At 71.1% G+C, this 24,045-nt stretch carries 31 protein-coding genes and 1 pseudogene; 12 read left to right on the top strand and 20 right to left on the bottom strand.

What is annotated here, in order from left to right; all coding sequences use genetic code 11:
• Window positions 1-171 precede the first annotated feature (171 nt).
• Window positions 172-360, top strand: a complete 189-nt coding sequence (locus FPZ12_RS32520) for a PspC domain-containing protein (protein WP_144762231.1) — start codon at window positions 172-174, stop codon at window positions 358-360.
• A gap of 63 nt (window positions 361-423) precedes the next feature.
• Entirely contained in the window at window positions 424-2,409 is a 1,986-nt protein-coding gene (locus tag FPZ12_RS32515; RefSeq protein ID WP_144762234.1) for a S9 family peptidase, read from the top strand.
• Here FPZ12_RS32515 and FPZ12_RS32510 read toward each other — a convergent pair.
• On the bottom strand, window positions 2,406-2,864 hold the full coding sequence (locus FPZ12_RS32510; RefSeq protein WP_144762237.1) for a hypothetical protein: 459 nt from the start codon (window positions 2,862-2,864) through the stop codon (window positions 2,406-2,408). The two genes, FPZ12_RS32515 and FPZ12_RS32510, sit on opposite strands and share 4 nt — an antisense overlap.
• A 105-nt stretch (window positions 2,865-2,969) precedes the next feature.
• Here FPZ12_RS32510 and FPZ12_RS32505 point away from each other — a divergent pair, with 105 nt between their 5' ends.
• A complete protein-coding gene (locus FPZ12_RS32505) occupies window positions 2,970-3,893 on the top strand; it encodes a GlxA family transcriptional regulator (protein WP_144762240.1) in 924 nt (307 codons plus the stop codon).
• Window positions 3,894-4,058: 165 nt separating this feature from the next.
• On the opposite strand, the gene crcB (FPZ12_RS32500) is transcribed toward FPZ12_RS32505, so the two are convergent.
• The 3 genes from crcB (FPZ12_RS32500) to crcB (FPZ12_RS32490) are packed head-to-tail and all read right to left on the bottom strand — an operon-like array spanning window position 4,059 to window position 5,219.
• Window positions 4,059-4,427 (bottom strand): fluoride efflux transporter CrcB, encoded by a 369-nt coding sequence (crcB, locus tag FPZ12_RS32500; protein ID WP_144752132.1) that lies wholly within the window; start codon window positions 4,425-4,427, stop codon window positions 4,059-4,061.
• A complete protein-coding gene (locus FPZ12_RS32495) occupies window positions 4,424-4,753 on the bottom strand; it encodes a DUF190 domain-containing protein (protein WP_144752129.1) in 330 nt (109 codons plus the stop codon). The genes crcB (FPZ12_RS32500) and FPZ12_RS32495 overlap by 4 nt, the downstream gene beginning before the upstream one ends.
• A gap of 1 nt (window position 4,754) precedes the next feature.
• A complete protein-coding gene (gene crcB / locus FPZ12_RS32490) occupies window positions 4,755-5,219 on the bottom strand; it encodes a fluoride efflux transporter CrcB (RefSeq protein ID WP_144752127.1) in 465 nt (154 codons plus the stop codon).
• Between the two features lie 146 nt (window positions 5,220-5,365).
• Between crcB (FPZ12_RS32490) and FPZ12_RS32485 the strand changes: the two genes are divergently transcribed.
• Window positions 5,366-5,977, top strand: coding sequence for a TMEM175 family protein (locus FPZ12_RS32485; RefSeq protein WP_144752124.1), 612 nt, complete (start codon window positions 5,366-5,368; stop codon window positions 5,975-5,977).
• Here the strand turns inward: FPZ12_RS32485 and FPZ12_RS32480 are convergent.
• From FPZ12_RS32480 to FPZ12_RS32455, 6 genes are all read right to left on the bottom strand, one after another.
• Window positions 5,974-6,576, bottom strand: a complete 603-nt coding sequence (locus tag FPZ12_RS32480; protein WP_144752120.1) for an energy-coupling factor transporter transmembrane component T family protein — start codon at window positions 6,574-6,576, stop codon at window positions 5,974-5,976. The genes FPZ12_RS32485 and FPZ12_RS32480 overlap by 4 nt on opposite strands.
• On the bottom strand, window positions 6,573-7,247 hold the full coding sequence (locus FPZ12_RS32475) for an energy-coupling factor ABC transporter ATP-binding protein (protein WP_144752117.1): 675 nt from the start codon (window positions 7,245-7,247) through the stop codon (window positions 6,573-6,575). Before FPZ12_RS32475 ends, FPZ12_RS32480 begins: the two co-directional genes overlap by 4 nt.
• Window positions 7,244-8,356 carry a thiolase family protein gene (locus FPZ12_RS32470; RefSeq protein WP_144752114.1) on the bottom strand — a complete coding sequence of 371 codons (1,113 nt, stop codon included), beginning with the start codon at window positions 8,354-8,356 and terminating at the stop codon, window positions 7,244-7,246. The genes FPZ12_RS32475 and FPZ12_RS32470 overlap by 4 nt, the downstream gene beginning before the upstream one ends.
• A complete protein-coding gene (locus tag FPZ12_RS32465; RefSeq protein WP_243770148.1) occupies window positions 8,353-9,618 on the bottom strand; it encodes a class I adenylate-forming enzyme family protein in 1,266 nt (421 codons plus the stop codon). Before FPZ12_RS32465 ends, FPZ12_RS32470 begins: the two co-directional genes overlap by 4 nt.
• Complete coding sequence (locus FPZ12_RS32460) at window positions 9,615-10,190, bottom strand: biotin transporter BioY (protein ID WP_243770147.1); 576 nt, start codon at window positions 10,188-10,190, stop codon at window positions 9,615-9,617. Before FPZ12_RS32460 ends, FPZ12_RS32465 begins: the two co-directional genes overlap by 4 nt.
• Before the next feature lie 551 nt (window positions 10,191-10,741).
• Window positions 10,742-11,488: an alpha/beta fold hydrolase gene (locus FPZ12_RS32455; protein WP_144752111.1), complete on the bottom strand. Its 747-nt coding sequence runs from the start codon at window positions 11,486-11,488 to the stop codon at window positions 10,742-10,744.
• 84 nt (window positions 11,489-11,572) lie between these two features.
• Between FPZ12_RS32455 and FPZ12_RS32450 the strand changes: the two genes are divergently transcribed.
• The 3 genes from FPZ12_RS32450 (at window position 11,573) to FPZ12_RS32440 (ending at window position 14,090) form a co-directional block, all read left to right on the top strand.
• On the top strand, window positions 11,573-11,773 hold the full coding sequence (locus FPZ12_RS32450; protein ID WP_144752108.1) for a hypothetical protein: 201 nt from the start codon (window positions 11,573-11,575) through the stop codon (window positions 11,771-11,773).
• Window positions 11,774-11,905: 132 nt separating this feature from the next.
• Window positions 11,906-12,952 carry a polyprenyl synthetase family protein gene (locus FPZ12_RS32445; protein ID WP_144752105.1) on the top strand — a complete coding sequence of 349 codons (1,047 nt, stop codon included), beginning with the start codon at window positions 11,906-11,908 and terminating at the stop codon, window positions 12,950-12,952.
• A 94-nt stretch (window positions 12,953-13,046) separates the two neighbouring features.
• Entirely contained in the window at window positions 13,047-14,090 is a 1,044-nt protein-coding gene (locus FPZ12_RS32440) for an alcohol dehydrogenase catalytic domain-containing protein (protein ID WP_144752103.1), read from the top strand.
• Here FPZ12_RS32440 and FPZ12_RS32435 read toward each other — a convergent pair.
• Complete coding sequence (locus tag FPZ12_RS32435) at window positions 14,080-14,889, bottom strand: DUF1295 domain-containing protein (protein ID WP_144752100.1); 810 nt, start codon at window positions 14,887-14,889, stop codon at window positions 14,080-14,082. The genes FPZ12_RS32440 and FPZ12_RS32435 overlap by 11 nt on opposite strands.
• 34 nt (window positions 14,890-14,923) lie before the next feature.
• Between FPZ12_RS32435 and FPZ12_RS32430 the strand changes: the two genes are divergently transcribed.
• Together FPZ12_RS32430 and FPZ12_RS32425 are read left to right on the top strand one after the other, a co-directional pair.
• Entirely contained in the window at window positions 14,924-15,805 is an 882-nt protein-coding gene (locus FPZ12_RS32430; protein ID WP_144752097.1) for an NAD-dependent protein deacetylase, read from the top strand.
• 27 nt (window positions 15,806-15,832) lie between these two features.
• The gene (locus FPZ12_RS32425; protein WP_166462982.1) at window positions 15,833-16,948 is read left to right on the top strand and encodes a class I SAM-dependent methyltransferase; all 1,116 of its coding nucleotides are present in this window, start codon (window positions 15,833-15,835) and stop codon (window positions 16,946-16,948) included.
• On the opposite strand, the gene FPZ12_RS46685 is transcribed toward FPZ12_RS32425, so the two are convergent.
• The 4 genes and pseudogenes from FPZ12_RS46685 to FPZ12_RS32410 all read right to left on the bottom strand — a co-directional run bounded on the left by FPZ12_RS46685 (window position 16,945) and on the right by FPZ12_RS32410 (window position 18,820).
• Window positions 16,945-17,292, bottom strand: a complete 348-nt coding sequence (locus tag FPZ12_RS46685) for a helix-turn-helix domain-containing protein (protein ID WP_243770146.1) — start codon at window positions 17,290-17,292, stop codon at window positions 16,945-16,947. The genes FPZ12_RS32425 and FPZ12_RS46685 overlap by 4 nt on opposite strands.
• A complete protein-coding gene (locus FPZ12_RS46680) occupies window positions 17,265-17,759 on the bottom strand; it encodes a hypothetical protein (RefSeq protein ID WP_243770145.1) in 495 nt (164 codons plus the stop codon). Before FPZ12_RS46680 ends, FPZ12_RS46685 begins: the two co-directional genes overlap by 28 nt.
• A gap of 14 nt (window positions 17,760-17,773) precedes the next feature.
• Window positions 17,774-17,884: pseudogene (locus FPZ12_RS46675) on the bottom strand (alpha/beta hydrolase); the annotation flags it as partial.
• A 309-nt stretch (window positions 17,885-18,193) separates the two neighbouring features.
• Window positions 18,194-18,820 carry a TetR/AcrR family transcriptional regulator gene (locus FPZ12_RS32410; protein WP_144752091.1) on the bottom strand — a complete coding sequence of 209 codons (627 nt, stop codon included), beginning with the start codon at window positions 18,818-18,820 and terminating at the stop codon, window positions 18,194-18,196.
• 99 nt (window positions 18,821-18,919) lie between these two features.
• Between FPZ12_RS32410 and FPZ12_RS32405 the strand changes: the two genes are divergently transcribed.
• Window positions 18,920-19,330 carry a hypothetical protein gene (locus FPZ12_RS32405; RefSeq protein WP_144752088.1) on the top strand — a complete coding sequence of 137 codons (411 nt, stop codon included), beginning with the start codon at window positions 18,920-18,922 and terminating at the stop codon, window positions 19,328-19,330.
• Here FPZ12_RS32405 and FPZ12_RS45805 read toward each other — a convergent pair.
• Both FPZ12_RS45805 and FPZ12_RS32400 read right to left on the bottom strand, forming a co-directional pair.
• Window positions 19,314-19,457: a hypothetical protein gene (locus FPZ12_RS45805; protein WP_166462981.1), complete on the bottom strand. Its 144-nt coding sequence runs from the start codon at window positions 19,455-19,457 to the stop codon at window positions 19,314-19,316. The two genes, FPZ12_RS32405 and FPZ12_RS45805, sit on opposite strands and share 17 nt — an antisense overlap.
• Window positions 19,458-19,469: 12 nt before the next feature.
• The gene (locus FPZ12_RS32400) at window positions 19,470-20,051 is read right to left on the bottom strand and encodes a DUF4190 domain-containing protein (protein WP_243770144.1); all 582 of its coding nucleotides are present in this window, start codon (window positions 20,049-20,051) and stop codon (window positions 19,470-19,472) included.
• Window positions 20,052-20,234: 183 nt separating this feature from the next.
• Between FPZ12_RS32400 and FPZ12_RS32395 the strand changes: the two genes are divergently transcribed.
• Window positions 20,235-20,501 (top strand): alpha/beta fold hydrolase, encoded by a 267-nt coding sequence (locus FPZ12_RS32395; RefSeq protein ID WP_144752083.1) that lies wholly within the window; start codon window positions 20,235-20,237, stop codon window positions 20,499-20,501.
• 77 nt (window positions 20,502-20,578) lie between these two features.
• Here FPZ12_RS32395 and FPZ12_RS32390 read toward each other — a convergent pair whose 3' ends face one another.
• On the bottom strand, window positions 20,579-21,736 hold the full coding sequence (locus FPZ12_RS32390; protein ID WP_144752080.1) for a cytochrome P450: 1,158 nt from the start codon (window positions 21,734-21,736) through the stop codon (window positions 20,579-20,581).
• Between the two features lie 93 nt (window positions 21,737-21,829).
• Entirely contained in the window at window positions 21,830-22,579 is a 750-nt protein-coding gene (locus FPZ12_RS32385) for an ArsR/SmtB family transcription factor (RefSeq protein ID WP_144752078.1), read from the bottom strand.
• 90 nt (window positions 22,580-22,669) lie between these two features.
• Between FPZ12_RS32385 and FPZ12_RS32380 the strand changes: the two genes are divergently transcribed.
• Window positions 22,670-23,071, top strand: coding sequence for a hypothetical protein (locus tag FPZ12_RS32380; RefSeq protein WP_144752075.1), 402 nt, complete (start codon window positions 22,670-22,672; stop codon window positions 23,069-23,071).
• Window positions 23,072-23,149: 78 nt separating this feature from the next.
• Here FPZ12_RS32380 and FPZ12_RS32375 read toward each other — a convergent pair whose 3' ends face one another.
• Window positions 23,150-24,040: a carbohydrate ABC transporter permease gene (locus FPZ12_RS32375; protein WP_144752072.1), complete on the bottom strand. Its 891-nt coding sequence runs from the start codon at window positions 24,038-24,040 to the stop codon at window positions 23,150-23,152.
• Between the last annotated feature and the right edge of the window lie 5 nt (window positions 24,041-24,045).

The following is a 24,045-nucleotide window of genomic DNA, read 5'->3' as shown; positions in this document are numbered from 1 at the left end:
TCCTCGGAAGCGGGAGTAGCACCCCGTAATGTGGACTAGACCAATACGCGTGGTCAAGACCACTGCCTACTTTCGGACGGGGTGCCCGGGCAGCGGGCTGAGGGACATCTCCGGGTCCGCCTCCGGGTCGTTCCCGATGCGGGCCCGCCGCCCGCACGGCAGGGTTGAGGCATGACGACGACAACCTTGACGAGGTCCCGTTCCGACCGGTGGATCGCCGGGGTCTGCGGGGGCCTCGCCGCCCGCTACGGCTGGCGGCCGGGCACGGTGCGCCTGCTCTTCGTGCTGTCCTGCCTGCTGCCGGGCCCGCAGTTTCTCATCTACCTGCTGCTGTGGGTGATCATCCCGAACGAACGGTAAGTCCACAATGGACTTTTGCGGATTCTCTCCCGCCGGTGCGCCCGCCGGTGGTAAGAAGATCAGGTGACCAAGTTTTCCGAGCTTGCCGGGTATCTGGACCTGCCGAGGGCGGCGGGCCTGGCGCTGTCGCCGGACGGCAGCCGCCTCGTGGTCGGCGTGTCCGTGCCCGAGGGCAAGAAGACCGAGTTCACCGGCTCCCTGTGGGAGGTCGACCCGGCTGGCGAACGCCCGGCGCGGCGGCTCACCCGCGGCAAGGAGGGCGAGTCGGGCCCGGCCTTCACCCGCGAAGGGGACCTGCTGTTCGTCTCCAAGCGGCCGGATCCGGCGAGCGAGGAGGAGGCGAAACCGGCGCTGTGGCTGCAGCCCGCCGCGGGCGGTGACGCGCGGATGATCGCCGCGCTGCCGGGTGGGGTCCGGCAGGCCGTGGTGGCGGCCGACGCCGGCACGATCGTGCTCGGCTCGTCGGTGCTGCCCTCGGCCACCAGCGTGGAGCACGACGCGGAGCTGCGGAAGGCCCGCAAGGAAGGCGCCGTGTCCGCGATCCTGCACGAGGGATACCCGGTCCGTTTCTGGGACCACGACCTCGGCCCGGACCGCACCAGGCTGTTCCTCGGCGGCGAAGGCGACTGGAAGGACCTGACGGCCGACGCGGGCGCGGCGCTGACCGACGAGGCGTCCTGGGACATTTCCCGCGACGGCACCACGGTCGCGGCCGCCTGGACGGTGCCCGAGGCGGGCGGCGCGCACAGGCAGACGATCGTGCTGATCGACGTCGCCACCGGCGAACGCCGCGCGCTGGCCGACGACCCCGGGCACGAGTACGACTCACCCCGCTTCTCCCCCGACGGCACGCAGGTGGCGTTCGTGGCGCGACGGCGATCCACGCCGGAAGACCCCGGTGACGTCTGGCTCGCGCTCGCCCCCGTGTCCGGCGGCGAAATCCGCGCGCTGACGCCGGAGTGGGATCGCTGGCCGGGCGGGCCCCGCTGGACGCCGGACGGCGCCGCGCTGGTCGTGGCGGCCGACGATCTCGGGCACTGCCCGTTGTGGCGGGTCGACGTGGCCACGGGCGTCGTCGTGCGGCTGACCGAGACAGGCGCCTTCAGTGACCCGGTGGTGTCGCCGGACGGGCGCTGGGTGTACGCGCTCCGGTCCGCTGTGGACAGTCCGCCGCGCCCGGTTCGCGTGGCGCTGGACGGTTCCGGGGTGGAGTTCCTGCGCGGCCTGGAGCCGCCGGAGCTGCCCGGCACCCTCGACGAGGTCACCACCACGGCGGCCGACGGCAGCCCGCTGCGGGCGTGGATCGCCTTGCCGCACAACGCTTCCGCGGACGAGCCCGCGCCGTTGCTGCTGTGGATCCACGGTGGTCCCTTGAACTCGTGGAACGCCTGGCAGTGGCGGTGGAACCCGTGGCTGGCCGTGGCCCGCGGCTACGCGGTGCTCCTGCCGGACCCGGCGCTGTCCACCGGGTACGGCATCGAGTTCATCCGGCGCGGCTGGGGCGCCTGGGGCGGCACGCCGTTCACGGACCTGATGACCGTGACCGACGCGGCCGAGCAGCGCCCGGACATCGACGCCACGCGCACGGCGGCGATGGGCGGTTCCTTCGGTGGCTACATGGCGAACTGGGTCGCCGGGCACACCACGCGGTTCTCCGCGATCGTCACGCACGCTTCGTTGTGGGCGCTGGACCAGTTCGGCGGCACCACCGACGAGTCGAGCTACTGGCACCGCGAGCTGACCCCGGAGATGGCGGAAGCGAACTCGCCGCACCGGTTCGCCGACGACATCACCACGCCGATGCTGGTCATCCACGGCGACAAGGACTACCGCGTGCCGGTCGGCGAGGCGCTCCGGCTGTGGTGGGACCTGCTGTCCAGGGCCAAGGGCGAGGACGGGACGAGCCCGCACAAGTTCCTGTACTTCCCGGACGAGAACCACTGGGTCCTCACCCCGAACCACGCGAAGCTCTGGTACGAGACGGTCTTCGCGTTCCTCGCCCAGCACGTACTCGGCGAGGCGTGGCAACGGCCGGAGCTCCTCGGCTAGGCCCCGGTCGTCGAACCGGGGCGGAGGATCATGAGGATGGTCACCGCCGCCCAGAGCAGGTTGAACACCCCGGTGAACATCGCGAGCTGCTTCGCCGTGGCGGTGACCGTGGCGGCCTGCGAGCCGCCTTCACCGGCGGGCTGCAGCGCGGCGTCCAGCGCGGCCTGCTGGCGCGGCAGGATCATCACCGCCAGCACGGCGGCCGCCAGCGCGGTCAGCCCGATCGAAGCGATCACCCACGCGTCGCCCATCACGTGCATGGCGCCGGCGGTACCGAAGCCGAAAACCGGGACGGCGATCCCGATCACGGCGTAAACCCGGCAAAGTCTGTGGAGCGAAACGGCGTCCTGGGGCGTGGCGCGCACCACGGCCGGGAACCGGCTGGCGGCCACCGCGACCGGTCCGATGGCGAGGATCGCCGCCAACACGTGCAGTATGAGGAAAACCTTGGTCACGGAAGTGAACCTAGCCGGACGCCGACGGGGCCGGACAGTGGCCTGAACGCCGCGGTTCGACGGGATCTCGCCAGCCGCGCCCCGTCCCGGGGTACGTTGAGCGCCATGCACACCGTGGCCGTTCTCGCGTTGGACCAGGTGATCCCGTTCGACCTGAGCACCCCGCTGGAGGTGTTCGGCCGCACGCCCGGCTACCAGGTGCGGGTGTGCGCCGCGGAGCCGCACGTCGACGCCGGCCGGTTCACGCTCACGGCGCCGTGGGGCCTGGACACGCTGGAGGACGCGGACACGGTCATCGTGCCCGGCACCGAGCACGGGGCGAAACCCGTTTCCCCGATGGTGCTCGACGCCCTGCGCGGCGCGGCCGCCCGCGGCACCCGCGTCGCGTCGATCTGCGCGGGCACGTTCACGCTCGCCGCGGCCGGGCTGCTCGACGGGTTGCGCGCCACCACGCACTGGCTCGCCGCGGGTGAGCTGGCCCGGATGTACCCGACGATTTCAGTGGATCCCGATGTCCTGTACGTCGACAATGGACAGATCCTCACCTCGGCCGGCGCCGCGGCGGGGCTGGACCTGTGCCTGCACATGATCCGCCGGGACCTGGGCTCCGAAGCCGCCGCCGACGCCGCCCGGCGTTCGGTGGTGCCGCTGGAACGCGAAGGCGGCCAGGCGCAGTTCATCCCGCACGAACTGCCCCCGGCGCCCCACGGTTCGACGCTCGAGCCGGTGCTGGAGTGGCTGCGGGCCAACGCGGGCCGCGACCTCACGCTCACCGAAATCGCCCGGCAGAGCGGGATGAGCACCCGGACCCTGTTGCGCCGGTTCCGCGACCAGCTCGGCAGCACGCCGTTGCAGTGGCTGCACCGCGTCCGGATCAGCCAGGCGCAGCACCTGCTGGAAACCACGTCGGAATCGGTGGACCACATCGCGAGCCTGACCGGTTTCGGCTCCCCGACGGCATTCCGCGACCGGTTCAAACGCATCGCCGGAGTGAGCCCGAACGCTTACCGCCGCTCCTTCCGGGCTTAGGTTCTGTTTGACAAGTGGCGGAGCCGCTTGCGGTGGGCCGTCAACCAGCACCGCCGGGGGTTTGAATCGGCGGAGTCGCGCGCAGCGCGCCCGTTGAGGGTGGTGGCGGGCGACGGGAGGGGCCCCTACCCGCACCGCCACGCAAACCACGTTCGAAAACACTTCCTAGCCCAGCGCCGAACTGACCACCGTATAGCCGAGGAGCGCGGCGCCCAGTCCGGCGACCACGCTCACCAGTACGTTCAGCGTCGCGTAGAAGTACGCTCGTTGTTCGGCCAGGCGCAGGGTTTCGAAGCTGAACGTGCTGAACGTGGTCAGCGCCCCGCAGAAACCCGTGCCCGCCAAGGCAAGTATCGACGCGGGCAGTGCCGTGCCCGCGCCGCCGAGCCCGCCCAGCACGAAGCTGCCGCAGACGTTCACGACGAACGTGCCCCACGGGAACGGGGTGTCGTGCCGCGCCTGCACCAGGCGGTCGGTCACGTACCGCAGCGGCGCCCCCACCAGCGCCCCGACGACGACCAGTACCAGCGTCATCGCGCCGGCTCCGGGAAATGGACCACTTCGACGTCCTCGAGCGTGACCAGCCTGTCCCCGGCCAATTCGGCCAAAGCGGGCAGGAAATCGCGGATCCGGTCGTCGGCGTCGACGACGACCACCACGACCGGCAGGTCCTCGGCGAGGCTGAGGATGCGCGTGGTGTGAATGGGCGAACCCGCGCGGTATCCCTCACAGCCGCGCAGCACCGTGGCCCCGGCGAGACCGGCTTCCTTGGCGCGCCGGACGATCTCGTGGTGCAGCGGCTTGTGGTGCCAGGTGTCGTCCTCGCCCACGTACACGGAAAGCTTCGTCGCGATCGGCATTTCAGGCCCTCTCTCCCCGCCCGGCGAGCGCGCGGGTCAGCCACACCCCGCACACCACGGCGACCATCGCCCCGGCGAGACTCAGCAGCAGGTACGCCGCCGCCACCAGCATCGTGCCCGGCTGCAGCAGCGCGCGGATTTCGTTGGTATAGGTGGAAAACGTGGTGTAGCCGCCGAGGATCCCGACGCCGAGGAACGGCCGCGCCAGCCGGTGCGCCGACCACACCTCCGTGATCAGCACCATCAGCACGCCGATCAGGAAACAGCCCGACAGGTTGACCAGGAACGTGCCCCACGGGAACTGCCCCGGCCGCGTGGGCAGCCATTGGCCGATCCCGTACCGCCCCAGCGCGCCGATCGCGCCGCCGGCGGAGATCACGGCGAGGACCGCGCCGTGCGCCCGCCACCAGGACTCGCGGCGGCGCGGCAGTACGGCCGATTCGGCCACTTCGGTGTTTTCGGGCATGAAAGTCTCCTACTCGCGGCGGTCTCCGAGTAGGGACTGTTGGCGGCTGGGCGCCGCGGTTCTCCCCACGCTGGGAACGGCGAGCCCCACCGCCGTCGCGACCACTCTACCGATACCGCCCGCGACGGTCCCGTTAGGATCCGCCGGTGCCCGAAAACAAGTCCCCCGAACGGCTGGTGTTCTTCACCGACGCCGTGGTCGCCATCGCCATCACCCTGCTGATTCTCCCGCTGGCCGACGCGGTGCCCGAGGCCGTCGCCGAGCACCAGAGCCTGACCGAACTCTTCAGCCACAACCTCGCGAAGATCTACAGCTTCCTGCTCAGCTTCGCGGTGATCTCACGGCTGTGGGTGGTGCATCACCACGTGTTCGAACAGGTCAAGTCCTACAACCGGCGGCTGATGTCGCTCAACTTCGGCTGGCTGCTGACGATCGTGCTGCTGCCCTTCCCGACCGAGATCACCGGCCTGTACGGCAACGAGGAGTTCACCTCGGCGCTCTACATCGGCACGATCCTGGCCGCGTCGCTGTTCCAGGTGGGTATGGTGCTCGTCATCCGGCGTGACCACCGGCTGCGCGACGACGACTCCGAGCTGGCCACGCAGCCGGTCCTGGCCACCTCGTCCAACGCGGTCGTGCTCGCGATCGCCTTCGTGGTGGCGGTGTTCGTCCCGCAGATCGGGTACTACATGATGCTGCTCCTGCTGCTGCCCCCGCTGGCCGAGCGCATTCGCGGCGCCAGGGCGCAGGTGGCTTAATCGCCTTCGCCGCGGGCCGCGAGGGCTTCGCCGAGTTCGTCGGCGTGGCGCAGGGTGCGGACGAGGAACGGCACGACGAACGCTGTCGGTGAACGGTCCGCGCCCCGCGCACGCGCCGCTTCCCGCACCTCACCGGCGATTCCGCTGAGCGCGGCGACCGCTTGCAGCGTCAGCCCGGCCAGCAGGCCGATCCGTTCCGGGCGCGCCCCGAACCGCCGCAGCGGGCCGGCCGCACGCTCCACAGTGGACACCAAGTCCTCGATGCGGGTGGTGGCGGTGAACAGGTTCGCCGCCCCCAGCGCGGCGGCGATGCGCAGGCACACCACCGCCGCCGTCACCGGATCCAGCAGCCACCACTGCACCGCGAACACGACGACGACCAGCACGACGATCGCGCGCAGCTGCCGCAGCGCGCGCCGCGCGGGGATTCCCGCGACGAAGTAGCCGAGCACGACCAGCACACAGATCACGCCCAGCCACAACGGCGAGCCGAGCAGCACGACGAGCACGGCCAGCGCGAACATCGCGACGAGCTTCACCCCGGCGGGCACACGGTGCAGCGGGCTGGTCCCGGGTTCGTAGCCGACGAGCGGGTTCATTCGACGAGCTTCCGGTAATGGCGCAGCGCCGCGCCCGGTTCGTCGTCCGCGGCCACCCGGCCCTCGTCGATCACGACCACGCGGTCGAAGCCGCCGAGCAGGTCGAGATCGTGGGTCACGAGCACGATCTGCTGCGGCAGCGAGGTGAGCAGCTCCGTGAACCGGCGTTTGTTGCGCAGGTCCAGCAGCGTGGTCGGCTCGTCGCAGACCAGCACGTCCGGCTCCAGCACGAGCATCGCGCACAGCGCCAGAAGTTGTTTCTGGCCACCGGAAAGCTGATGCGCGGGATGATCTTCGTACCCGGCCAGCCCGTGTCCGGCGAGCACCTCAGCGGCCCGGCGCTCACGCTCGGCCTTGGACAAACCGCTGCGGCGCAAGGAAAACGCGACGTCCTCCCCCGCCGTCGGCATGACGATCTGGCTGTCCGGGTTGGTGAACACGAACCCGACCTTGCGGCGCACCGCGCGCCCGTCCTCGCCGGGGTCGAGCCCGTCCACGCGCACGCGCCCGGTGGTGGGCCGGACCAGGCCGTTGATCATCCGCGCCAGCGTGGACTTCCCGGACCCGTTCGCGCCGACGAAGGCCACCCGCCGCTCGGCCAGCGTCAGGTCCACATCGGACAGTACGGTCCGGGTTCCGTAGCTGTGCCCGACCCCGTCGAACTCGATCACGAAACCGCCTCCCACCACGTCGCCACACCCACCCCGCCACCCGCGGACAGCGCGGCCAGCCCGGTGCGCCCCGCGGCCTGGCGCACGAGCCTGGAGAACAACCGCACCACCAGTATCGCCCCGGACGCGCCCCACGGGTGCCCGAGCGCGATCGCCCCGCCGTCCGGGCTCACCGTCAGCTCGTCGATGCCCGCCGCGTCCAGGCAGGCCAGCGCCTGCCCGGCGAAGGCTTCGTTGAATTCGACGACGTCCGGAGTCCCGATCATGACCTGCTTCATCGCCGGGACGGCGCCGAGGCCGAGCCGGTTCGGGTCCACTGCCGACGTGGCCGCGCCGCCCAGCCGCAGCCCCGGCACGCCGAGCCGGCGCCGGGTTTCCTCGCTCACCACGAGTACGGCCGCGGCGCCGTCGTTGACGCCGCACGAGTTGGCCGCCGTCGCCGTGCCCTCGGGGGTGAACGCGGGGCGGAAGCGCGCGAGGCGTTCGACCGTGAACCCCGCGCGAGGACGCTCGTCGTGGTCGATTCCCGCCACAGCAACGATTTCCGCGTCGAATCGGCCCGCTTGCTGGGCCGCCACCGCACGGTCGTGGCTGCGCACGGCGAATTCGTCCTGCCTCGCGCGTGAGATGCCCGCCTCCGCGGCGACGAGGTCGGCGGCCGGGCCCATGTCGGGGTCGCCGATGTCGGCCGGGGCGAACGGCGCGCGGCTGTAGTGCCTTGAGGGATCGTCGCGCCAGGAACGAAGGGGAGCCGTGGAAGCGCTTTCCACGCCACCGGCCAACACGGCTTCGGCTTCGCCCGCGCGGATCATCGTGGCGGCGTGGGTGATCGCGGCGAGCCCGCTGGCGCACTGCCGGTCGATGGTCACGCCCGGGACGGCGTTGCCCAGACCGGCTCGCAGCGCGGCCACGCGAGCCGGATTTCCCCCTGGACCGAACGTGTTCCCGAGGACGACATCGTCCACAGTGTCCAGTCCGGCATCCGTGAGCACGGCGCTCAGTACGGGCGCGGCCAGCTCGTCGACCGTCTGCGCCCGCAGTGCACCGTTGGCGGATCCGATGGGCGTGCGCCGCGCGGCCACGACGACCGGAGTGCGATCGCCGGTCACGTCAGGCGCTCCAACGTCCCGTCGGCCAGCTGCCCGGCCAATACCGCTCGCGCCGGTTTTCCGGAAGCCGTGCGGGGCAAGGCTTTCGTGCTATACCAGCGATGCGGCCGCTTCCCCGGCTCGAGCCCGGCCCGCACCTGTTCCCGCAACGCTTGCAGCTGCACGCCGTCCGTCTCGACCACGGCTGTCACAACCTCGCCGAGGGTCGGGTGCGGCGTCCCCGTCACCACCACGTCGCTCACCCCGGGAACCGCGCGCAGCACGCCTTCGACCTCTTCGGCGGACACGAGTTTGCCGCCGCTGGACACGACCGTGCCTGCCCGGCCGAACAGCGTCAGCACGCCGTCCTTCAGCTCGGCGAGATCGTCCACTGTGGACCACTCGTCGTCGACGGGGCAGACCTCGCCGCCCCGGAGGTAGCCACCGAAGACCATCGGCGAACGGACCCACAGTACCCCTTCGCGGATCTCGACATCGGCCACCGGCCGCAGACCGTCCGCGCCGCGGCGGATCGCGATCAGGGAATGCTCCGCCGCGCCGTAGTACTCGATCAGCTCCGCGTCCGGCAGCACGCGGGCGAACCGTTCGCGCACGGCGTCGTCGAGTTTCGCCCCGCCACAGACCACCGTTCGCAGCGCGCTTCCCGGGTGTCGTTCGAGGACGGCCAGCAGCGAGGACAACATACTGGGCACGAGATGCACGGCCGTAGCGGTGCGGCACGCCTCCGCCGCGGCGGCCGGTTCCCACTTCGGCAGCAGGCGCACGGAGTTGTCCGTCCACAATGCATGGAGCGCGCCGAAGAGGAACAGCGAGGAGCTGAGCGGCCCCGGGATCAAGACCTCCCCCGGCGCGAACCGGCCCAGCACCTCGAAGCTGCGTAGCCAGGATTCCCTGGTACGCAAGAGAACCTTGGGGCTTCCGCTGCTCCCGGAAGTGGTCGGCAAATAGAACCAGGGACCCGCGGCGGCTTCCACAGTGTCCGTTGTGGACGGTGCGGATCCGGTGACCACCACATCCGGCGCCACGTCGGCGAGCACGGCTTCGCGTTCGCGCGGGGTCCAGGCCGGCTCGACGACCAGCGCGGCCGCGCCCAGCAGGTCTGTGCCGAGGAACCAGGGCAGCACGTCCGGCGAATCGATCGCGACGCGGTTTCCGGGCTTGATGCCGAGCCCTGCCAGGTGGCGGGCCGCGCCGTGGGCCCGGGCCAGCAGTTCCGGGGAAACCCGGCCGTCGCCGGTGATCGGCGGGTTGGCGGGAGTCACTCGCTTCGCGCCCCCGCTTTCGTGAACCGGCCGGGCAGCGCGCGGTGCACCACGGATGCCACGAGCGCGGCGATGACCACCTTCACCAGATCGCCGGGCACGAACACCATCGACTGCACGAAGGCGGTGCCCATGTGCCCGGTGTAGAAACCGAGGTACGGGATGCCGATGACGTAGTCCGCGACCACGCCGGCCAGGCAGGCGAGCAGGAGCCAGGCCAGGTTCGGCTTGCGGAGCCTGCCGACGATCAGGCCGGTGACGAACGCCGAGAGGATCCAGCCGTAGAGGAAACCGCCGCTGGGCCCGATGAACGGGCCGATCCCGCCGCGGCCGCCGGACAGCAGCGGCAGTCCGATCGCGGTGAGCGCCAGGAGCAGGACGACGGAGGCGGTGCCGCGCCGGGCGCCGAGGATCGCGCCCGCCAGCATCGGCCCGATGTTCTGCACGACGATCGGCACCCCCGAGCCGCCGAGGTAGAGGCCGGGGAAGAGGCCGAGCACGGCGATGAACGCGGCGAACACCACGGTCCGGGCGAGGTCGGCGGCCGGCAGCGAGGCGGGGGTCTTGGGCACGAACGCACGGTAACCCGCTTCCCGGGTCAACCAAAAAGACCGCCGTCACATTGTGCGGAGTCCACAGTGCACTGGCTCACACCCGCGCCCGGGGTGGGATGCGCCAGCGGGTGAGTGGGCGGTTACCGCCGGGTGGGGCGGCGGAGGCGCGAGGACCGCCGCTCGCTCACCCGCCCCGCGCCGGCGAGGCAGCGGCCGAAGCACCTCCGCACCGAACCGGATGCGCAAGCGGGCCCAGCCGCGCACCGCGACCCTCCGCCAGGGAGCGGCCACGCACCACCACACCGAACCAAATACGCAAGCGAGCCAACCCCACCAGCCACGCACCGCGACCCTCCACGAAGCAGCGGCCACGCACCACCACACCGAACCAAATACGCAAGCGAGCCAACCCCACCAGCCACGCACCGCGACCCTCCGCCAGGCAGCCGCCCAGCAGACCGAGCGCCGCCCTAAGCAACCTCCGCGAGGCGGCCGTCCAGCGCCACCCCGCCACCCGCCGTGTCCCGCCGGCCACGCAGCCTCCAGGCCCGAGCGCCGCCCGCCGCGACCTACGCAACCTCCGCGAGGAAGCGCCTCAGCAGGTCCGCGCCGCGGGCCGGGTCCTGCAGCATCCACCAGTGCCCCAGCCCGTCCAGCACCTCCGTGCGGGCGCTCGCGCGGCCCGCGGCGCGGCGGCGTTGTGCGTCGGTGCCGACGTAGGTGTCCTCGGTGGCCAGGATGTTCAGCCCGGGTCGCGCGGCCGCGATGGGCAGTTTTTCGCCCAGTGCGGCCAAATACTCCGGCCCCGCCGACCGGTACAGCGCGAGCACGCAGCGCCCCATCTCCTCGCCTTGCCCGGCCGCCACCGCTTCGGCGACGTCGGCGGGCAGGCCGAGCCCCGCCATCCGCTTCGTGCGCTCGGCGAGCGGGGCGCCCAGCATCGCGGAGATCAGCTCCTCACCTTTCCCCGGCGTCCGCCAGATCTGGGCGAGGTCGTGCCACACGTATTCCGGGTCGGCGAGCCCGAGCACGTCGGAGGCCCAGCTGCGCAGGAGGTCCGGCCGGGTGGCGGCGACCGCCAGGACGTGCCCGCCACCCCAGTCGTGCCCGACGAGGTGCACCGGCTCACCGAAACCTTCGAGTTCGCGGACGAGCCAATCCCGGTACTCCTCCGCCGTGGCGCCGAAGCCCGGCGGCACCGGGGCGCCGAACCCGGGCGGCGACAGGCAGACCACGTCGTCCCGGCCCAGTTCGTCCAGCAGCGGCCCCCAGATCGCGTCGGTTTCCGGATTCCCGTGCACCAGCGCCACAGTCATGGCCCCAGGCTAGGGCAACGGAACACCCACCGCCCGCGTGTTGTCTTCGTCAGGCACGAACAACCGGCTGAAAGGGGAAAGGCCATGTTCACGAAGCGGATCGCCGGCCTGGGGGCCGCTTTCCTGATGTGCGGGATGATCGCGATAGTGCCGCTCGGCTGGCCCGGAGCGGGCGCCACCCCGGCGGGAACCGGCTGGAACGCGACCCCCGCCGGGTCCGGCTGGAACGCCACTCCGGCCGGGTCCGGCTGGAACGCCATCCCGGCGGGCAACAACTGGGAGTGACGGCACCCGCGTCTTCCGCGCCGGGTTCGTGCGCACAGTCGCGGCTCCGCCATCCCCGGTGCCCCGGACGTGTGGTTTCCCGGGCGGCCCGCGGTGCTACCTCGTCTGTGCATCCCGCCCGGAGGAGGACTCATGTCGGCTCGGCTCCACGCGGTCACCGCGGAGGTGGACTTCGGCCGGATCGCGCGGGCGGTCGACACGACGCTCGAAGACTTCCTCGAGGACCGGGCCCGGCATCCGATCGATCGCTGCCTGCCGCCGCTGGTGGACGTGGTGCGCGAATTCCTCGGCGGAGGCGGGCGCTCGCGGCCCCTGTTCTGTTACTGCGGCTGGCTGGCCGGGGACGGCGACCCGGCGGGCGGGCCGGTGCCCCGGCTCGGCGCGGCGCTGGAGTTGTTCCACGCCTTCGCCCTGATCCACGACGACGTCCTCGACGGCGCGGCGCTGCGCGAGGGCAGGCCGACGGTGCACCGCCTGCTGCGCGGCGGCTACCACGGCAAGGACGACTCCGCGGCGGGCCGGTTCGGCGTCAACGCGGCGATCCTGCTCGGCGACCTCTGCCTGACCTGGGCCGACGAACTGCTCTACACCGGCACCGCGGACCAGGACCGCATCCGCCGCGCGGAACCGGTGCTGCATTCGATGCGCAGTGAGGTGCTCATCGGCCAGTACCTCGACCTGGAGGGCGGCTGGACCGAGGACGTGCTCGACCGCAGCTGGCGCACGCTGCGGCACAAGACCGCCGCCTTCACCGTCGAACGGCCGCTGCAGGTCGGCGCGCTGGCCGCCGGTGTGCGGCCGGAAGCGCTGCGGGCGTGCGGCGCGTACGGGCGCCCGCTCGGCGAGGCCTTCCAGCTGGAGGACGAAATGCTCGGCGTGTTCGGCGACCGGGACTCGCTCGGGGCGCTGCGCGCGGGCAAGCGGACCGTGCTGATGGCGCTCACCTGGCGCCGAGCCGGGAAACGGCAGCGCGAGCTGATCGGCAAGCTCTACGGCGACCCGGAGCTGGATCGCGACGGCGCCGAACGCCTGCGCACCATCGTCCAGGACACCGGCGCCGACCTCGCGATCGGCGACCTCATCGAAGCCCGCAAACGGGAAGCCCTCGCCGCGCTGGCCACGCCCGCCCTGCCCCGAGTCGCGCGCGGCGCGCTCGCGCGGCTCGCGGGCGGCCGCTGAGGTGTCTCAAACTGCGACCGGCGGCGGGCGCCGCGCGGCCTAGCGTGCCCAAGAGAGTGCCTCGCCACCGGAGGCACGGGCGCGGGAGGCTGTCATGAAAGCGCTGGTGTACCACGGTCCTGGCCGCAAAACCTGGGAGGACGTCCCCGACGCCGAGGTGCGTGAGCCCGGCGACGTCGTCGTCCGCGTGGACACGTCGACCATCTGCGGCACCGATCTGCACATCCTGCACGGCGACGTGCCCGCGGTGACCGATGGCCGCGTGCTCGGCCACGAAGCCGTCGGCACGGTGACCGAGACCGGCAGCGCGGTCACCGGGTTCCGCACCGGCGACCGGGTGCTGGTCCCGGCGATCACGAGGTGCGGGCGCTGCGCGTACTGCCGGCGCGGGATGCCTTCGCACTGCCAGACCGTCGGCGGGATCGGGTGGATCTTCGGCCACCTCATCGACGGCACGCAGGCCGAGTACGTCCGGGTCCCCTACGCGGACTCCTCGCTCTACGCGGTACCGGACGAAGTGACCGACGAGCAGGCGATCTTCCTGGCCGACTCGCTGCCAACCGGCTACGAGGTCGGCGTGCTCGCCGGGCAGGTGCGGCCGGGCGACGTGGTCGCCGTGGTGGGCGCGGGCGCGGTCGGGCTGGCCGCGATCCTGACCACCGGCCTGTGGGGCGCGTCGCGCGTGATCGCCTTGGACACCAACAAGTTCCGGCTCACCAAGGCCGTCGAGTTCGGCGCCACCGACGCCGTGGAAGCTGGCCCCGGCGCCGTCGCCGAAGTGCGCGAGATGACCGACGGGCTGGGCGTGGACGTGGCGATCGAGGCCGTCGGCTTCCCGGAGACGCTGCTGACCGCGGCGGCGCTCGTCCGGCCCGGCGGGGCGATCGCGAACATCGGCGTGCACGGCGTGCCGGTGGAGCTGCCGATGCAGGACCTGTGGATCCACAACGTGCGCCTCACGATGGGCCTCGTGGACACGGTTTCGATCCCGACGCTGCTGAAGATGGTGGCGAGCGGACGGATCCCGGCCGAGCGGATGGGCACGCACACCTTCGAGCTCGACCGGATCGACGAGGCCTACGACGTGTTCGGCAACGCCGCCGCGCACGAGGCGCTGAAGGTGGTGCTCACCCGCTGACCCGCGCGGGGAACCACGGCACCACCGCGGAGGTTTGCCGTTGGTACTCGGCGTACTCCGGGTACCGGCCGCGGCTGATGCTCTCGGTGAACCGCGTCGATCCCACGAACAGCAGGGTGAGCAGTACGGCGCCGAGCACCGTCCACTGCCACAGCGAACCGGCCGCGATCACGCCGAAGAAGAACATCACCCACCACTGCGCCTGCTCGAAGAAGAAGTTCGGGTGCCGCGAGTAGCGGAACAGCCCGGTGCGCAGGAACCGGGGCTCGGGCCGCCGCCCCGCGGCGATCTCGGCGTGCTTCCACTGGTGGAAGTTCCACTGCTGCTGATCGGCCACCGTCTCCCCGGCGAGGAAGGCCAGGAACACCACGGTGGCCACGACGTCCCAGGCCCCGAACGGCGAAGGGTGGCTCCACGCGGTGTACGCGGGCAGCGTGATCAGCAGCAGGATCACGTTCTGGTACACCGAAATGAAGAAGAAGTTGAACAGTTGGTACTGCCAGGGCGCCATCCGCTCGCGCAGCACGGCCCAGCGGTAGTCCTCGCCGCCGCGGGCGTAGCCGCCCTTGCGCGCGAAGTTGAACGTCAGCCGCGCGCCCCAGAGCACGCCGAGCACGAACATCACGTTCAGGCGCGCGTCGGAGAACCCGAGGTCCCCGGCGAAGATCCCCAGGTAGACAAGCGGGACGATCGACCAGATCCGGTCCACCCAGGAGTACTCGCGGGTGATCACCGACACCAGCCACGTGACGAGGCAGACCCCGCCCCACACCACCAGGCACACGCCGAGGACGTTCATGATTCGCACCTTAGACCGCGCCTAAACTGGAAGGGTGCGAACGCGGCCGACCCTGACGTGGACTCCCACCGGAGAGGTGTGGCCCACCACCGAAAGCCTCGACGAGGTGGCCGGCGTGCTCGCCGAGGGCAACGTGCTGGTGCTCTCCGGCGCGGGGCTGTCCACCGAGTCCGGCATCCCCGACTACCGCGGCGCCACGGGCAGCCTCCGCAAGCACACCCCGATGACGTACCAGGCGTTCGTCGAAAGCGCCGATGGCCGGCGCCGGTACTGGGCGCGCAGCCATCTCGGCTGGCGCACCATCGCCCGCGCGGCGCCGAACGACGGCCATCGCGCCGTCACGCTGCTGCGTGCAGCCGGGTACGTCTCCGGAGTGATCACGCAGAACGTCGACGGGCTGCACCAGGCCGCGGGCACGCCGGAAGTCGTGGAGCTGCACGGCAGCCTGGACAGGGTGATCTGCCTCGGCTGCCGCCGCACGAGCGCCCGCGAGGAGCTGGACGCCCGGCTGCGCGCGGCGAACCCCACGTTCGAGGCCGCGGCCACGCGCATCAATCCGGACGGGGACGCGGAGATCTCCGGGGCCGCCGTCGCGGATTTCCGGCTGGTGTCCTGCGCTTCGTGCACCGGCGGCGTGCTGAAGCCGGACGTCGTGTTCTTCGGCGAGAACGTGCCCAAGGAACGCGTGGACCAGTGCCACCGGCTGGTCGAGGGCGCGGATTCCGTGCTGGTGCTGGGAAGTTCGCTCACCGTCATGTCCGGCCTGCGGTTCGTGCGCCGCGCGGCGGAGGCGGGAAAGCCGGTGCTGATCGTCAACCGCGGCGCCACGCGCGGCGATCGTTACGCGACCGTACGCGTGGATCGCGCGCTCGGGCCCGCGCTCACGGAACTCACGCGCAGGCTGGACGCGGCGTGAATCCGGGCAACCGGCACAATGTGGCGGATGCGAGTGAGCGAACTGCGGGCGGTCTGGGAGAAACTCGGCAGTGACGACCCGTTGTGGGCGGTGCTGTCGGACCCCGGGCGCAAGGGCGGCCGCTGGGATCTCGGGGAGTTCATGGCCACCGGCCACGAGCACATCGACTACGTGCTGAGCCTGCTGGAGCGCCACGGACTCGCGCTCGGCCACCACGTGCTCGACTTCGGCTGCGGCGTCGGCAGGCTGACGCAGGCGCTCGCCACGCACGTGCCGCGGGTGACCGGAGTGGACATCGCGGCGTCGATGATCGGCAAGGCGCGCGAGCTGAATTCCTTCGGGGAGAAGGTTTCCTACGCGCACTACGACGGCGGGCCGCTGCCCTTCGACGACGACAGCTTCGATTCCGCGGTCAGCCTCATCGTCGTGCAGCACATGCCGCCCGCCGCGCAGCTGCCGGCGATGCTGGAGCTGAACCGCGTGGTGCGCCCCGGCGGGCTGATCGTCTTCCAGGCTCCGCGCGCCCCGCGTTCCGCGCAGCCGCTGGTGGCGGACAACTGCCGCGCCGAGATCATCCCGCTGGAGGGCCCGGAATCCCTGCCGCCCCAAGGGATCGGCACCGTCCGCGCGAGAGTTCGCAACATCGGGCCCGCGGCCTGGACGATGGACCATGACATCAAACTCGCCAACCACTGGCGCCGCCACGGCGAGATGGTGACGCGGGACGACGGCCGCACCGAGCTGCCGCACCGTGTCGCGCCCGGCGAAGCGCTGGAGCTGGAGCTGGCCGTGTGCGCGCCCGCCGAGCCGGGGCGGTACGAGCTGGAGCTGGACATGGTCGAGGAGTTCGTGGCCTGGTGGTCCGACCACGGCAGCCCGACCGTGCGGCTGGAAGTGGCCGTCGGCGAGGAAACCGGGGCCAGCCAGCTCGCGTTCAGCGCGCCGGAGCCCGACGACCAAGTGGACGAGGCGGCGCCCGAGCCGGAGGACAACGAGGGCATCGAGATGCACCCGGTGCCCGCTCCCCTGGTGCGTTCGGTGTTCGAGCACCTGGGCGCGGAGCTGCTCGCGACCGACGACTACGCGCTCGCCGGGCCGGAATGGGCCAGCCGCACGTACTTGATCCGCGCCGGACGCCGCTAGGGATTCCGGTGCAGGCGCCACAAAGCGAGCGTCGGCTGCAGCCGCAGGCGGCCGTTCGGTTCGCGGACCGGCCAGCCGAGTAGCCGTTCCGCCTGGGAAAGCCTGTCCTGCAACGTCGAATGGTGCACGACGAGAGCGGACGCGGCGGCCCACAGGCTCGGCTCCGCCGCGACCGTGACGAGTGTGGCGAGCGTGGCGAGCACCCACGGAGCTGCCTGCGCGGCCCGCTCCACCGCATGCACGTCGGGTACCGGCTCGGTCTCCGGGCCGACAGCGGCGGCGAGCACGCTCAGCCCGCCGGGCTCGTCGGCGTGGACTACCCGCGGCCCCGGATCCCGCGCCATTCCCTCCGCCGCGAAGCGCATCGCAACCCTGACCGCGGCCAGGGAATCCGGCAGCTCCAGCACGCCCACCGCCGGGCCGACGCCCGCGCGGCTTTCCGGTCGGGCTCGGAAACCCTTGCCACACGGGCGATCCCACCACTCAGCGCGATCGCCCGCGCCTGGTCTCGTTCGCCGAAACCGAGCTGCCGGGCCGCGCGCAACCGCGCCGACTCGGGGGCCGCCGCGTCGAACACGACCGACGTGGGTTCCGCTCCCCTGGTCCGTTCGAGTACGCCCCGCGCGGCGGCGCCCGCGCGTTCGAGGATCATCGCGTCGACCGCTGTGGCCGGGCCTTCGCGCTCGAGCCACAGCTTCGCCGAACCGGTCGGCCAGGTTTTCGGCCAGGTGTTCGGCCAGTCCGGGTCGGTCGTCTCGGACTTCAGCGCGCGGCCGTCCGGCGCGGCCAGCTTGCCCAGCGGGTCTCTCATGACCCATCGTGCCCTCAGGTGTCGAGCAGGCCGTCGAACCCGTGGAAACCGCCCGGCCACACGTGCAGCTCGGCCTGGCCGCCCGCGCGCCAGAGCCGGGAGGCGTAGTCGACAGCAGCGTCACGTCGGGATCTCCGGCCGGGCCGGGCACGCGGCGTTCGGTGGCCTCGAACCGGCCGCCCATCCGCAGGTCCTCGTCGGTCGGGCGGTGTTCGGATTCGAGCTCACGCAGCCGCGAAATCAGATCCGGCGTGAAAGTGGTCGGACCAGCGCGGCGGCCAGCTCCGGGTCGAACGGCGGCGGCGGGCCCACTTCACGGGCCGGGACGGTACCGGTCATTTGCGCTCCTTTGCCCAAGTGCCGCCCATTTTCGACGCAGGGACAGGTCCGCCGACAGTGCCACGCGGCGGGCGTTCCCCGCCATCTGGCGGGTTTCAGCGCGCGGCGGTGGCCCGCTCGAAGAGATCGGCCAGCTCGCTCGCGTAGCGGTCGAGGTCCATCGACGGGTCGGCCGCATAGGCCTCCGCCGCGCCCTCGATGGCGTGCGCGATCGTCCGCGCCATCACCGAGGGCACGAACTCGCCGAACGCGCCTTCGCGCTGCCCCTGGGAAAGCAGCCGTTCGAGCTGCCCCGCCTGCAGGTCCTTCAGCATGGGCCCGGCGACGGACCAGCCGTCGGGATCGTCGGCGTTCGCCGCCACCTCGCGCAGCACCCGCACGCACTCCGGGCAGTCACGCAGGAACGCCACCTCGGTCTCGATGTGCGCGCGCAGCATGACCGCGCGATCGGCCGTGCCGGCGGCGCGTTCTTCGAGGAACTTGCCCTTCATGTCCAGCACCGTGCTGACCACCGCCTGCACCAGCCCGGCCTTGCTGCCGAAGTGGTAGCCGATGATCCGGGTGCTGCTCAGCCCGGCCCGCTCCTTGATCCGGGCGAAGGTCGTCTTCCGGTAGCCGGACTCGGCGATGGCCGCGATGGTCGCCGAGATGATCTGCGCCCGGCGGGCCGCCTCGGTGACGCTGAGCCCGAGCTCGGGCTGGAGGTCCACTTGTACTTGCACGAGTTAAAAGTAACTCATGTAGATAACAAGGGGCAAGCGGATTTCCGGTCGGCCGGGCGGGCAGACTCGGTATCGGCGGGAACGAGAACGGAGGCCTCGATGAACCACGCCGCGGGCGCGCTGACCTTTCTGTGGCTGGGCATGGTGCTGGCGATCTCCTTCCTGGAGGCGCCGCTGAAGTTCCGCGCGCCGGACGTGACGATCCCCATCGGACTCGGCATCGGGCGGCTCGTGTTCCGCGCGCTGAATCTCGCCGAAGCGGCCCTCGGCGTGGCCGTGCTGGTGCTGGCCATCGGCGGCGGTTCCGGCGCCGTGCTGGGCTTCGCCACCGGGGCGCTCGTCGTGCTGCTCGCGCAAGTCGCCCTGATCCGGCCGACGCTGAACCGCCGCTCCGACCGGGTGCTCGCCGGGGAGGACCTGCCCCGCTCGCCCGCGCATTTCTGCTACGTGGGCGCGGAAGGCGTGAAGGTGCTTGTATTGCTGGGGCTCGGGATCAGCGCTCTGGTTTAGGACGTTCTTCGTCCTCGACGGGGGCGCCGCAGGCCGGGCAGCTCGTGGCGGCCGGGCCCTCGCGCAGGCGCCCGCATTCCGGGCAGACGAGGTTCAGCCAGCAGACGGGGTCGCCACCTTCACTCACTCCCCCAGTGTGTCAGAACTGGCAAGACGCCTTCGCGAACGGACCGGACGCGGTGGCGGTCTTGGCCTGCTTGCCGTCCACGCTCACGGTGCAGGTGACTTCACCGCCGGCCTGCCCCGCGGTGACGGTCAGCGAGCCGCTCTTGACCTCCCCCTTCGCCGAGACGTCCTTCGACCACGGCAGGTGCGGCACCTGCTCCTGACTGGTCGAACTGGTGCCGTCGCCGCCGAGCGAATACGAGACCGTGGCGTCGTTCGCCGTGCCGGTGACCCCGTAGTGCACCGTGACGGTCCGGTCGTTCGCGGTGCTCTGGGTGTGGGTGAACAGCAGCACCCACAGCACGCAGATGATCAGCCCCAGCACCGAAAGCACGAGCCCGGCGATCGCGAGTCCCGTGTTGTTCGCCTTGTCCTTGCGCACGCGCGCGACGCCGACCGCGCCGAAGACGGCACCGAGGATCACCAGCGGCCACGCGATCACCCCGATGATCGGGATGACCGAGAAGATCGCGCCCGCCAGCCCGAGCACGAACCCGGCCGTGCCGGGACCATTGCGGTATTCGACCGGGCGCGTGAACACCCCGGGCGGCTGCACGGGACCCGGATAAGGCGGATACATCCTTTTCCTCCGAACTGTTCGGGCACACTGGGACCATGACGAGCGGTTTCCCGGACGAAACCAGCAGAAAGCGCTATCAGCGGGTCTACGACTCGTGGCTCGATTGGCCCGTCCCCCGCCGAGGACAGGGTTCTCGAGGGGCCATTCGGCCGTACGTATATGCGGTGCAGCAACGCTTCGGGCACCGGCACCCCAGTGGTGCTGCTGCACGGCGTACTCGCAACCTCCTTGTCCTGGCAGGATTCCGTCGCCCGGCTCGCGGCCGGGCATCCCGTGTATGCCGTGGATTCCCTGGGAGAGCCGGGAAGGAGCGTACAGACCGCGCCGATCACCGGCGCACGCGCTGTCGCCGACTGGCTGGACGGGATCGACCCCATGCACCGGGACCTCGTGCGCGCCCAGCTTCGCGCGGCCGATCACGGATGAGGACTGGCGCCGCATCCGTGTTCCGGTCACGCTGGTCCTCGGCGGCCGGAGCGTGCTGCACGACTCGCGGCGGATCCTCAGCGACGTTCGAAGGTCAGCTCCAGGCGATACGGCGAGTTCAGGCTGAGCCCCACCTGCCGCGGGATCTCCGCGCCGGGCTTGAGGCGGAAGTTCGTGGCGCGCGCCAGGAGCTCCTCGAACGCGATCGCCAGCTGTAGCCGGGCGAAGTGCAGTCCGAGGCAGCGGTGGATGCCGAGCCCGAAAGCCAGGTGCTGGTTGTGCTCGCGGCCGAAATCGAGCTCGTCGGGGTGGGCGAACCGGGCCGGGTCGCGGTTGGCGGCGGTGAAGAAGACGGCGATCCGGTCGCCCGTTTTCACCGGCGTGCCACCGAGTTCGGTGTCCCGCGTCGCGGTGCGGGCCATGAACGCGACCGTGGTTTCCAGGCGCAGGAACTCGTCCAGCTCGCCGCGCCACCAGTCCGGCTTGCGCAGCAAGGGTTCGACGTCCGGCCGGGTCGCCAGGTGGTACGCGATGTTGGTGAGCACGCCGCGGGTGGTGTCGAGTCCGCCGAGGAACAACGTCGTCACGATGCCGAGCCGCTCCTCGAGGGTCAGCTCGCGGTCGCCGATCTTGGCCGTGACGAGCGCGCCGAGCAAGCCGTCCGGCGACGCCTGGCCGAAAGCCTCGACGGCCAGGCCTGCCAACGTCTGGAACGCCTCGGGCGTGCTGGCGACAGCGGCCTGTTTCGCCGCGGCGACGCCCCTGTCGACGAGTTCGGTGTTGTCGGTGGCGAACACGATCCGGGCCAACGAGCCGGCGCTGAACGGCACCGCGAAGTCGCCGACCACTTCTAACTCGCCGCGGTCGAGGAACGCGGCGATGGCGTGCCGCGCGATCTCCCGCATCTGGTCCTCGTAGCGCAGCAACGCTTCGCGCGTGAAGAACGGGTTGAGGATCTTGCGGTATTCGCGGTGGTCCGGCGGGTCGGTGTCGATCGGGATGAGCCGCACCGGGACGCCGCGGAGGCTGGGTTGCGCGGAACTGAACGTCTCTGCGTCCGCGCAGACCGCGCGCACGTCTTCGTAGCGGGTGAGCACGTAGTAGCCGCCGTCGGCCTCGCTGCGCAGGACGGGACGGCTGCCACGCGCTCCGGCGACCGCGTCCAGCAGATGCTCGCGCTGGTCCTCGTCGTAGAGGTCGATGCCGTCCAGGATCTCGTCGACCGACTTGGTCATGGGGCCTCCCCGGCTAGCGGAGCCACCACGGTAGAGCCGGGCGGGGCAGCTGGGCATCGGCCAGCCGGGGGAAGCCCTTTCACCGGGCGACGCTCAACCGACCGTCCAGGGGTCCGTCGACAGGGTCTTTCCGGTCTCCAGCAAGGACTTCAGGTTCGACAGCACCGCGGGCCAGCCACCGGAGACCGCTTCGAGGTCGCTCTCGCTGGGCAGGTCCACGTGCGTGACGGTGAGTTTGACGATCCCGTCGTGGCGCTCGATGTCGAACGTGACCTGCGACGGCGCCGCGCCGTCCGGCGAGTCCCACGTGGTGACGAGCCGCTTCGGCGGGGTGCTCTCGACGACCGTGCCCGTCACGTCCGCGATGCCGGACCCGTCGAGCCGGACGTGTTCCCACTTCGAGCCGGACTGCCAGTCGGAAACGTTGCTGTGGCCCCAGTACCGGGCCGTCAGGTCGGCGTCGGTCAGCGCCTCCCAGACCTTATCCGGGGTGCTTTCGATGTAGGTGACGTAGACGTAGCTGGGTTTGTCGGACATGCCGTCCTCCGCCTTTCTCTTCACCGCGCTCAGCGCGCTCAGCCGCGGGCGCTCGAACCGCGCGATCCAGCGTTCGGAGATCTCGTGCAGCGGCACGGGATTCAGGTAGTGCAGCTTCTCGCGGCCGCGCCGCACCGTGCTCACCAGGTTCGCCGCCTCGAGTATCCCGAGGTGCTGCGTGGCGGACTGGCGCGTCATGTCGAGGCGTTCGCATAACTCGCCCAGCGTCTGCCCGTTCCGCTCGCGCAGCAGATCGAGCAGGTACCGCCGGGTCGGATCGCCGAGCGCCTTGAATACCTCGTCCATCGCGCCGCCAGAATAGGCAGGCAAATGCCTGCATGTCAACCTGGCGAAAACCCGTACGCAGCGGTCCCCTGGTTGCTACGGTCCCTTCCCATGAAGCTCGCGGCGATCGCCGTACTCGCCCTGTTCCTCACCGCCTGTGGCAGTTCCGCCAGCGGATCCGGCGCGCCGAAAGCCGATCCGGACGCGCTGTGGAGCGCCTACGTCACCGCCTTGCCCAAGGCCGACGCCTCGGCCGTGTGCCCGCTGTTCACCGGCGAGGGCGCGCACGCTTTCGCCCAGGCGTGGGAGGCCACGGACTGCTCCGGCGCGGTGAGCAAGGCGGCGGCGGAGTTCTCGGGCACGCACGCGAGCCCGCACACCAAGGACACCAAGGGAAACCTCGTCACGATGACCGACTGCGGCGTCGGATCCCTGACAGCACAAAAGGTCGACGGCGGGTGGCAGTTCTCGGACTACGCCCCGCCGCCGACCGTGGGCTACTGCGGCGGCTAGGTTCTGTTTCACGAGCGGCGTAGCCGGTTGCGGTGGGCAGTCAGCCGCACCGCCACGCAAGCCACTTCGCAACACTTCCTAACGCAGCCCCGACCGCACGAAGGCGTCCATCACCTGGCGCTGCAGCACGAGGTACAGCGCGAAGATCGGCAGGCAGGCGATCCCGGACGCGGCCATCACCGCGCCCCAGTTGTCGCCCTCCGCGGACAGGAAGCTCCGTACCCCGATCTGCAGCACGGAATCCGTGCGCTGCAGCACCAGCGCGGGCCAGAAGTAGTCGTTCCACGCCGAGATGAACAGCATGATCGTCAGCGACGCCAGCGCGGGCCGCAGGTTCGGCACGACGACCGTCCACAGTGTCAGCCACGACGAGCGCCCGTCCATCCGCGCCGCGTCGAGCAGTTCCTTCGGGAACGCCTGCAGATGCTGGCGCAGCAGCATGACCGCCATCGTGGAGCACACCGTGGGCACCACCACCCCGGCCAGCGCGTTGAGCAGGCCGAGCTGCGAGAGGTACACGTAGTTCGGGATCATGGTGACCTGGAAGGGAACCAGCCACGCGCCCACGAACAGCAGGTACACCAGGTTCCGCCCGGGAAAGGTCCAGGCCACGAAGGCGTAGGCGGCCAGCAGCGCCACCAGCAGCTGCACCACGCTGCTGGAAGCCGCCACCAGGAACGTGTTGAACAGCATCTTGGCGATCGGGATGACGTGCCACACGTAGTCGTAGCTCAGCGGCGAAAGCGGCCACGGCACCGGGCTCGTGCCGAGCACGTCCTCCGGGCGGCGCAGCGAGGTCGCGTACATCCAGTAGATCGGGAAGACCGCGAACAGCGAGAGCACCACCAGCAGCACGTGCCCGGCCACCGACCGGCCGCGGGTGATCTCCCCGACCGGCCGGTCGCCGGCGTCGGCGGTGACGGGCGGCGGCGCGGCGACCGCGGGCGGGTCGAGTACGGCGAGAGGCATGGGGT

The sequence above is a fragment of the Amycolatopsis acidicola genome, assembly GCF_007713735.2.
Lineage (GTDB): Bacteria > Actinomycetota > Actinomycetes > Mycobacteriales > Pseudonocardiaceae > Amycolatopsis_E > Amycolatopsis_E acidicola.
Note: the sequence above shows the minus strand (reverse complement) of the source record. Positions and strands in the feature narration are given on the sequence as shown.

Bases quoted from the DNA above. Each gene is read 5' to 3' on its own strand.
- FPZ12_RS32405 (WP_144752088.1), top strand. From the start codon at position 18,920: ATGAACCACGCCGCGGGCGCGCTGACCTTTCTGTGGCTGGGCATGGTG.
- FPZ12_RS32395 (WP_144752083.1), top strand. From the start codon at position 20,235: ATGCGGTGCAGCAACGCTTCGGGCACCGGCACCCCAGTGGTGCTGCTG.
- crcB (WP_144752127.1), bottom strand. From the start codon at position 5,219: ATGCCCGAAAACACCGAAGTGGCCGAATCGGCCGTACTGCCGCGCCGC.
- FPZ12_RS32380 (WP_144752075.1), top strand. From the start codon at position 22,670: ATGAAGCTCGCGGCGATCGCCGTACTCGCCCTGTTCCTCACCGCCTGT.
- FPZ12_RS32445 (WP_144752105.1), top strand. From the start codon at position 11,906: ATGTCGGCTCGGCTCCACGCGGTCACCGCGGAGGTGGACTTCGGCCGG.
- FPZ12_RS32520 (WP_144762231.1), top strand. From the start codon at position 172: ATGACGACGACAACCTTGACGAGGTCCCGTTCCGACCGGTGGATCGCC.
- FPZ12_RS46685 (WP_243770146.1), bottom strand. From the start codon at position 17,292: ATGGCGCGGGATCCGGGGCCGCGGGTAGTCCACGCCGACGAGCCCGGC.
- FPZ12_RS32495 (WP_144752129.1), bottom strand. From the start codon at position 4,753: ATGCCGATCGCGACGAAGCTTTCCGTGTACGTGGGCGAGGACGACACC.
- FPZ12_RS32435 (WP_144752100.1), bottom strand. From the start codon at position 14,889: ATGAACGTCCTCGGCGTGTGCCTGGTGGTGTGGGGCGGGGTCTGCCTC.
- FPZ12_RS32385 (WP_144752078.1), bottom strand. From the start codon at position 22,579: ATGGACGAGGTATTCAAGGCGCTCGGCGATCCGACCCGGCGGTACCTG.
- FPZ12_RS32450 (WP_144752108.1), top strand. From the start codon at position 11,573: ATGTTCACGAAGCGGATCGCCGGCCTGGGGGCCGCTTTCCTGATGTGC.
- FPZ12_RS32375 (WP_144752072.1), bottom strand. From the start codon at position 24,040: ATGCCTCTCGCCGTACTCGACCCGCCCGCGGTCGCCGCGCCGCCGCCC.
- FPZ12_RS32505 (WP_144762240.1), top strand. From the start codon at position 2,970: ATGCACACCGTGGCCGTTCTCGCGTTGGACCAGGTGATCCCGTTCGAC.
- FPZ12_RS46680 (WP_243770145.1), bottom strand. From the start codon at position 17,759: ATGAGAGACCCGCTGGGCAAGCTGGCCGCGCCGGACGGCCGCGCGCTG.
- FPZ12_RS32390 (WP_144752080.1), bottom strand. From the start codon at position 21,736: ATGACCAAGTCGGTCGACGAGATCCTGGACGGCATCGACCTCTACGAC.
- FPZ12_RS32480 (WP_144752120.1), bottom strand. From the start codon at position 6,576: ATGAACCCGCTCGTCGGCTACGAACCCGGGACCAGCCCGCTGCACCGT.
- FPZ12_RS32440 (WP_144752103.1), top strand. From the start codon at position 13,047: ATGAAAGCGCTGGTGTACCACGGTCCTGGCCGCAAAACCTGGGAGGAC.
- FPZ12_RS32455 (WP_144752111.1), bottom strand. From the start codon at position 11,488: ATGACTGTGGCGCTGGTGCACGGGAATCCGGAAACCGACGCGATCTGG.
- FPZ12_RS32425 (WP_166462982.1), top strand. From the start codon at position 15,833: ATGCGAGTGAGCGAACTGCGGGCGGTCTGGGAGAAACTCGGCAGTGAC.
- crcB (WP_144752132.1), bottom strand. From the start codon at position 4,427: ATGACGCTGGTACTGGTCGTCGTCGGGGCGCTGGTGGGGGCGCCGCTG.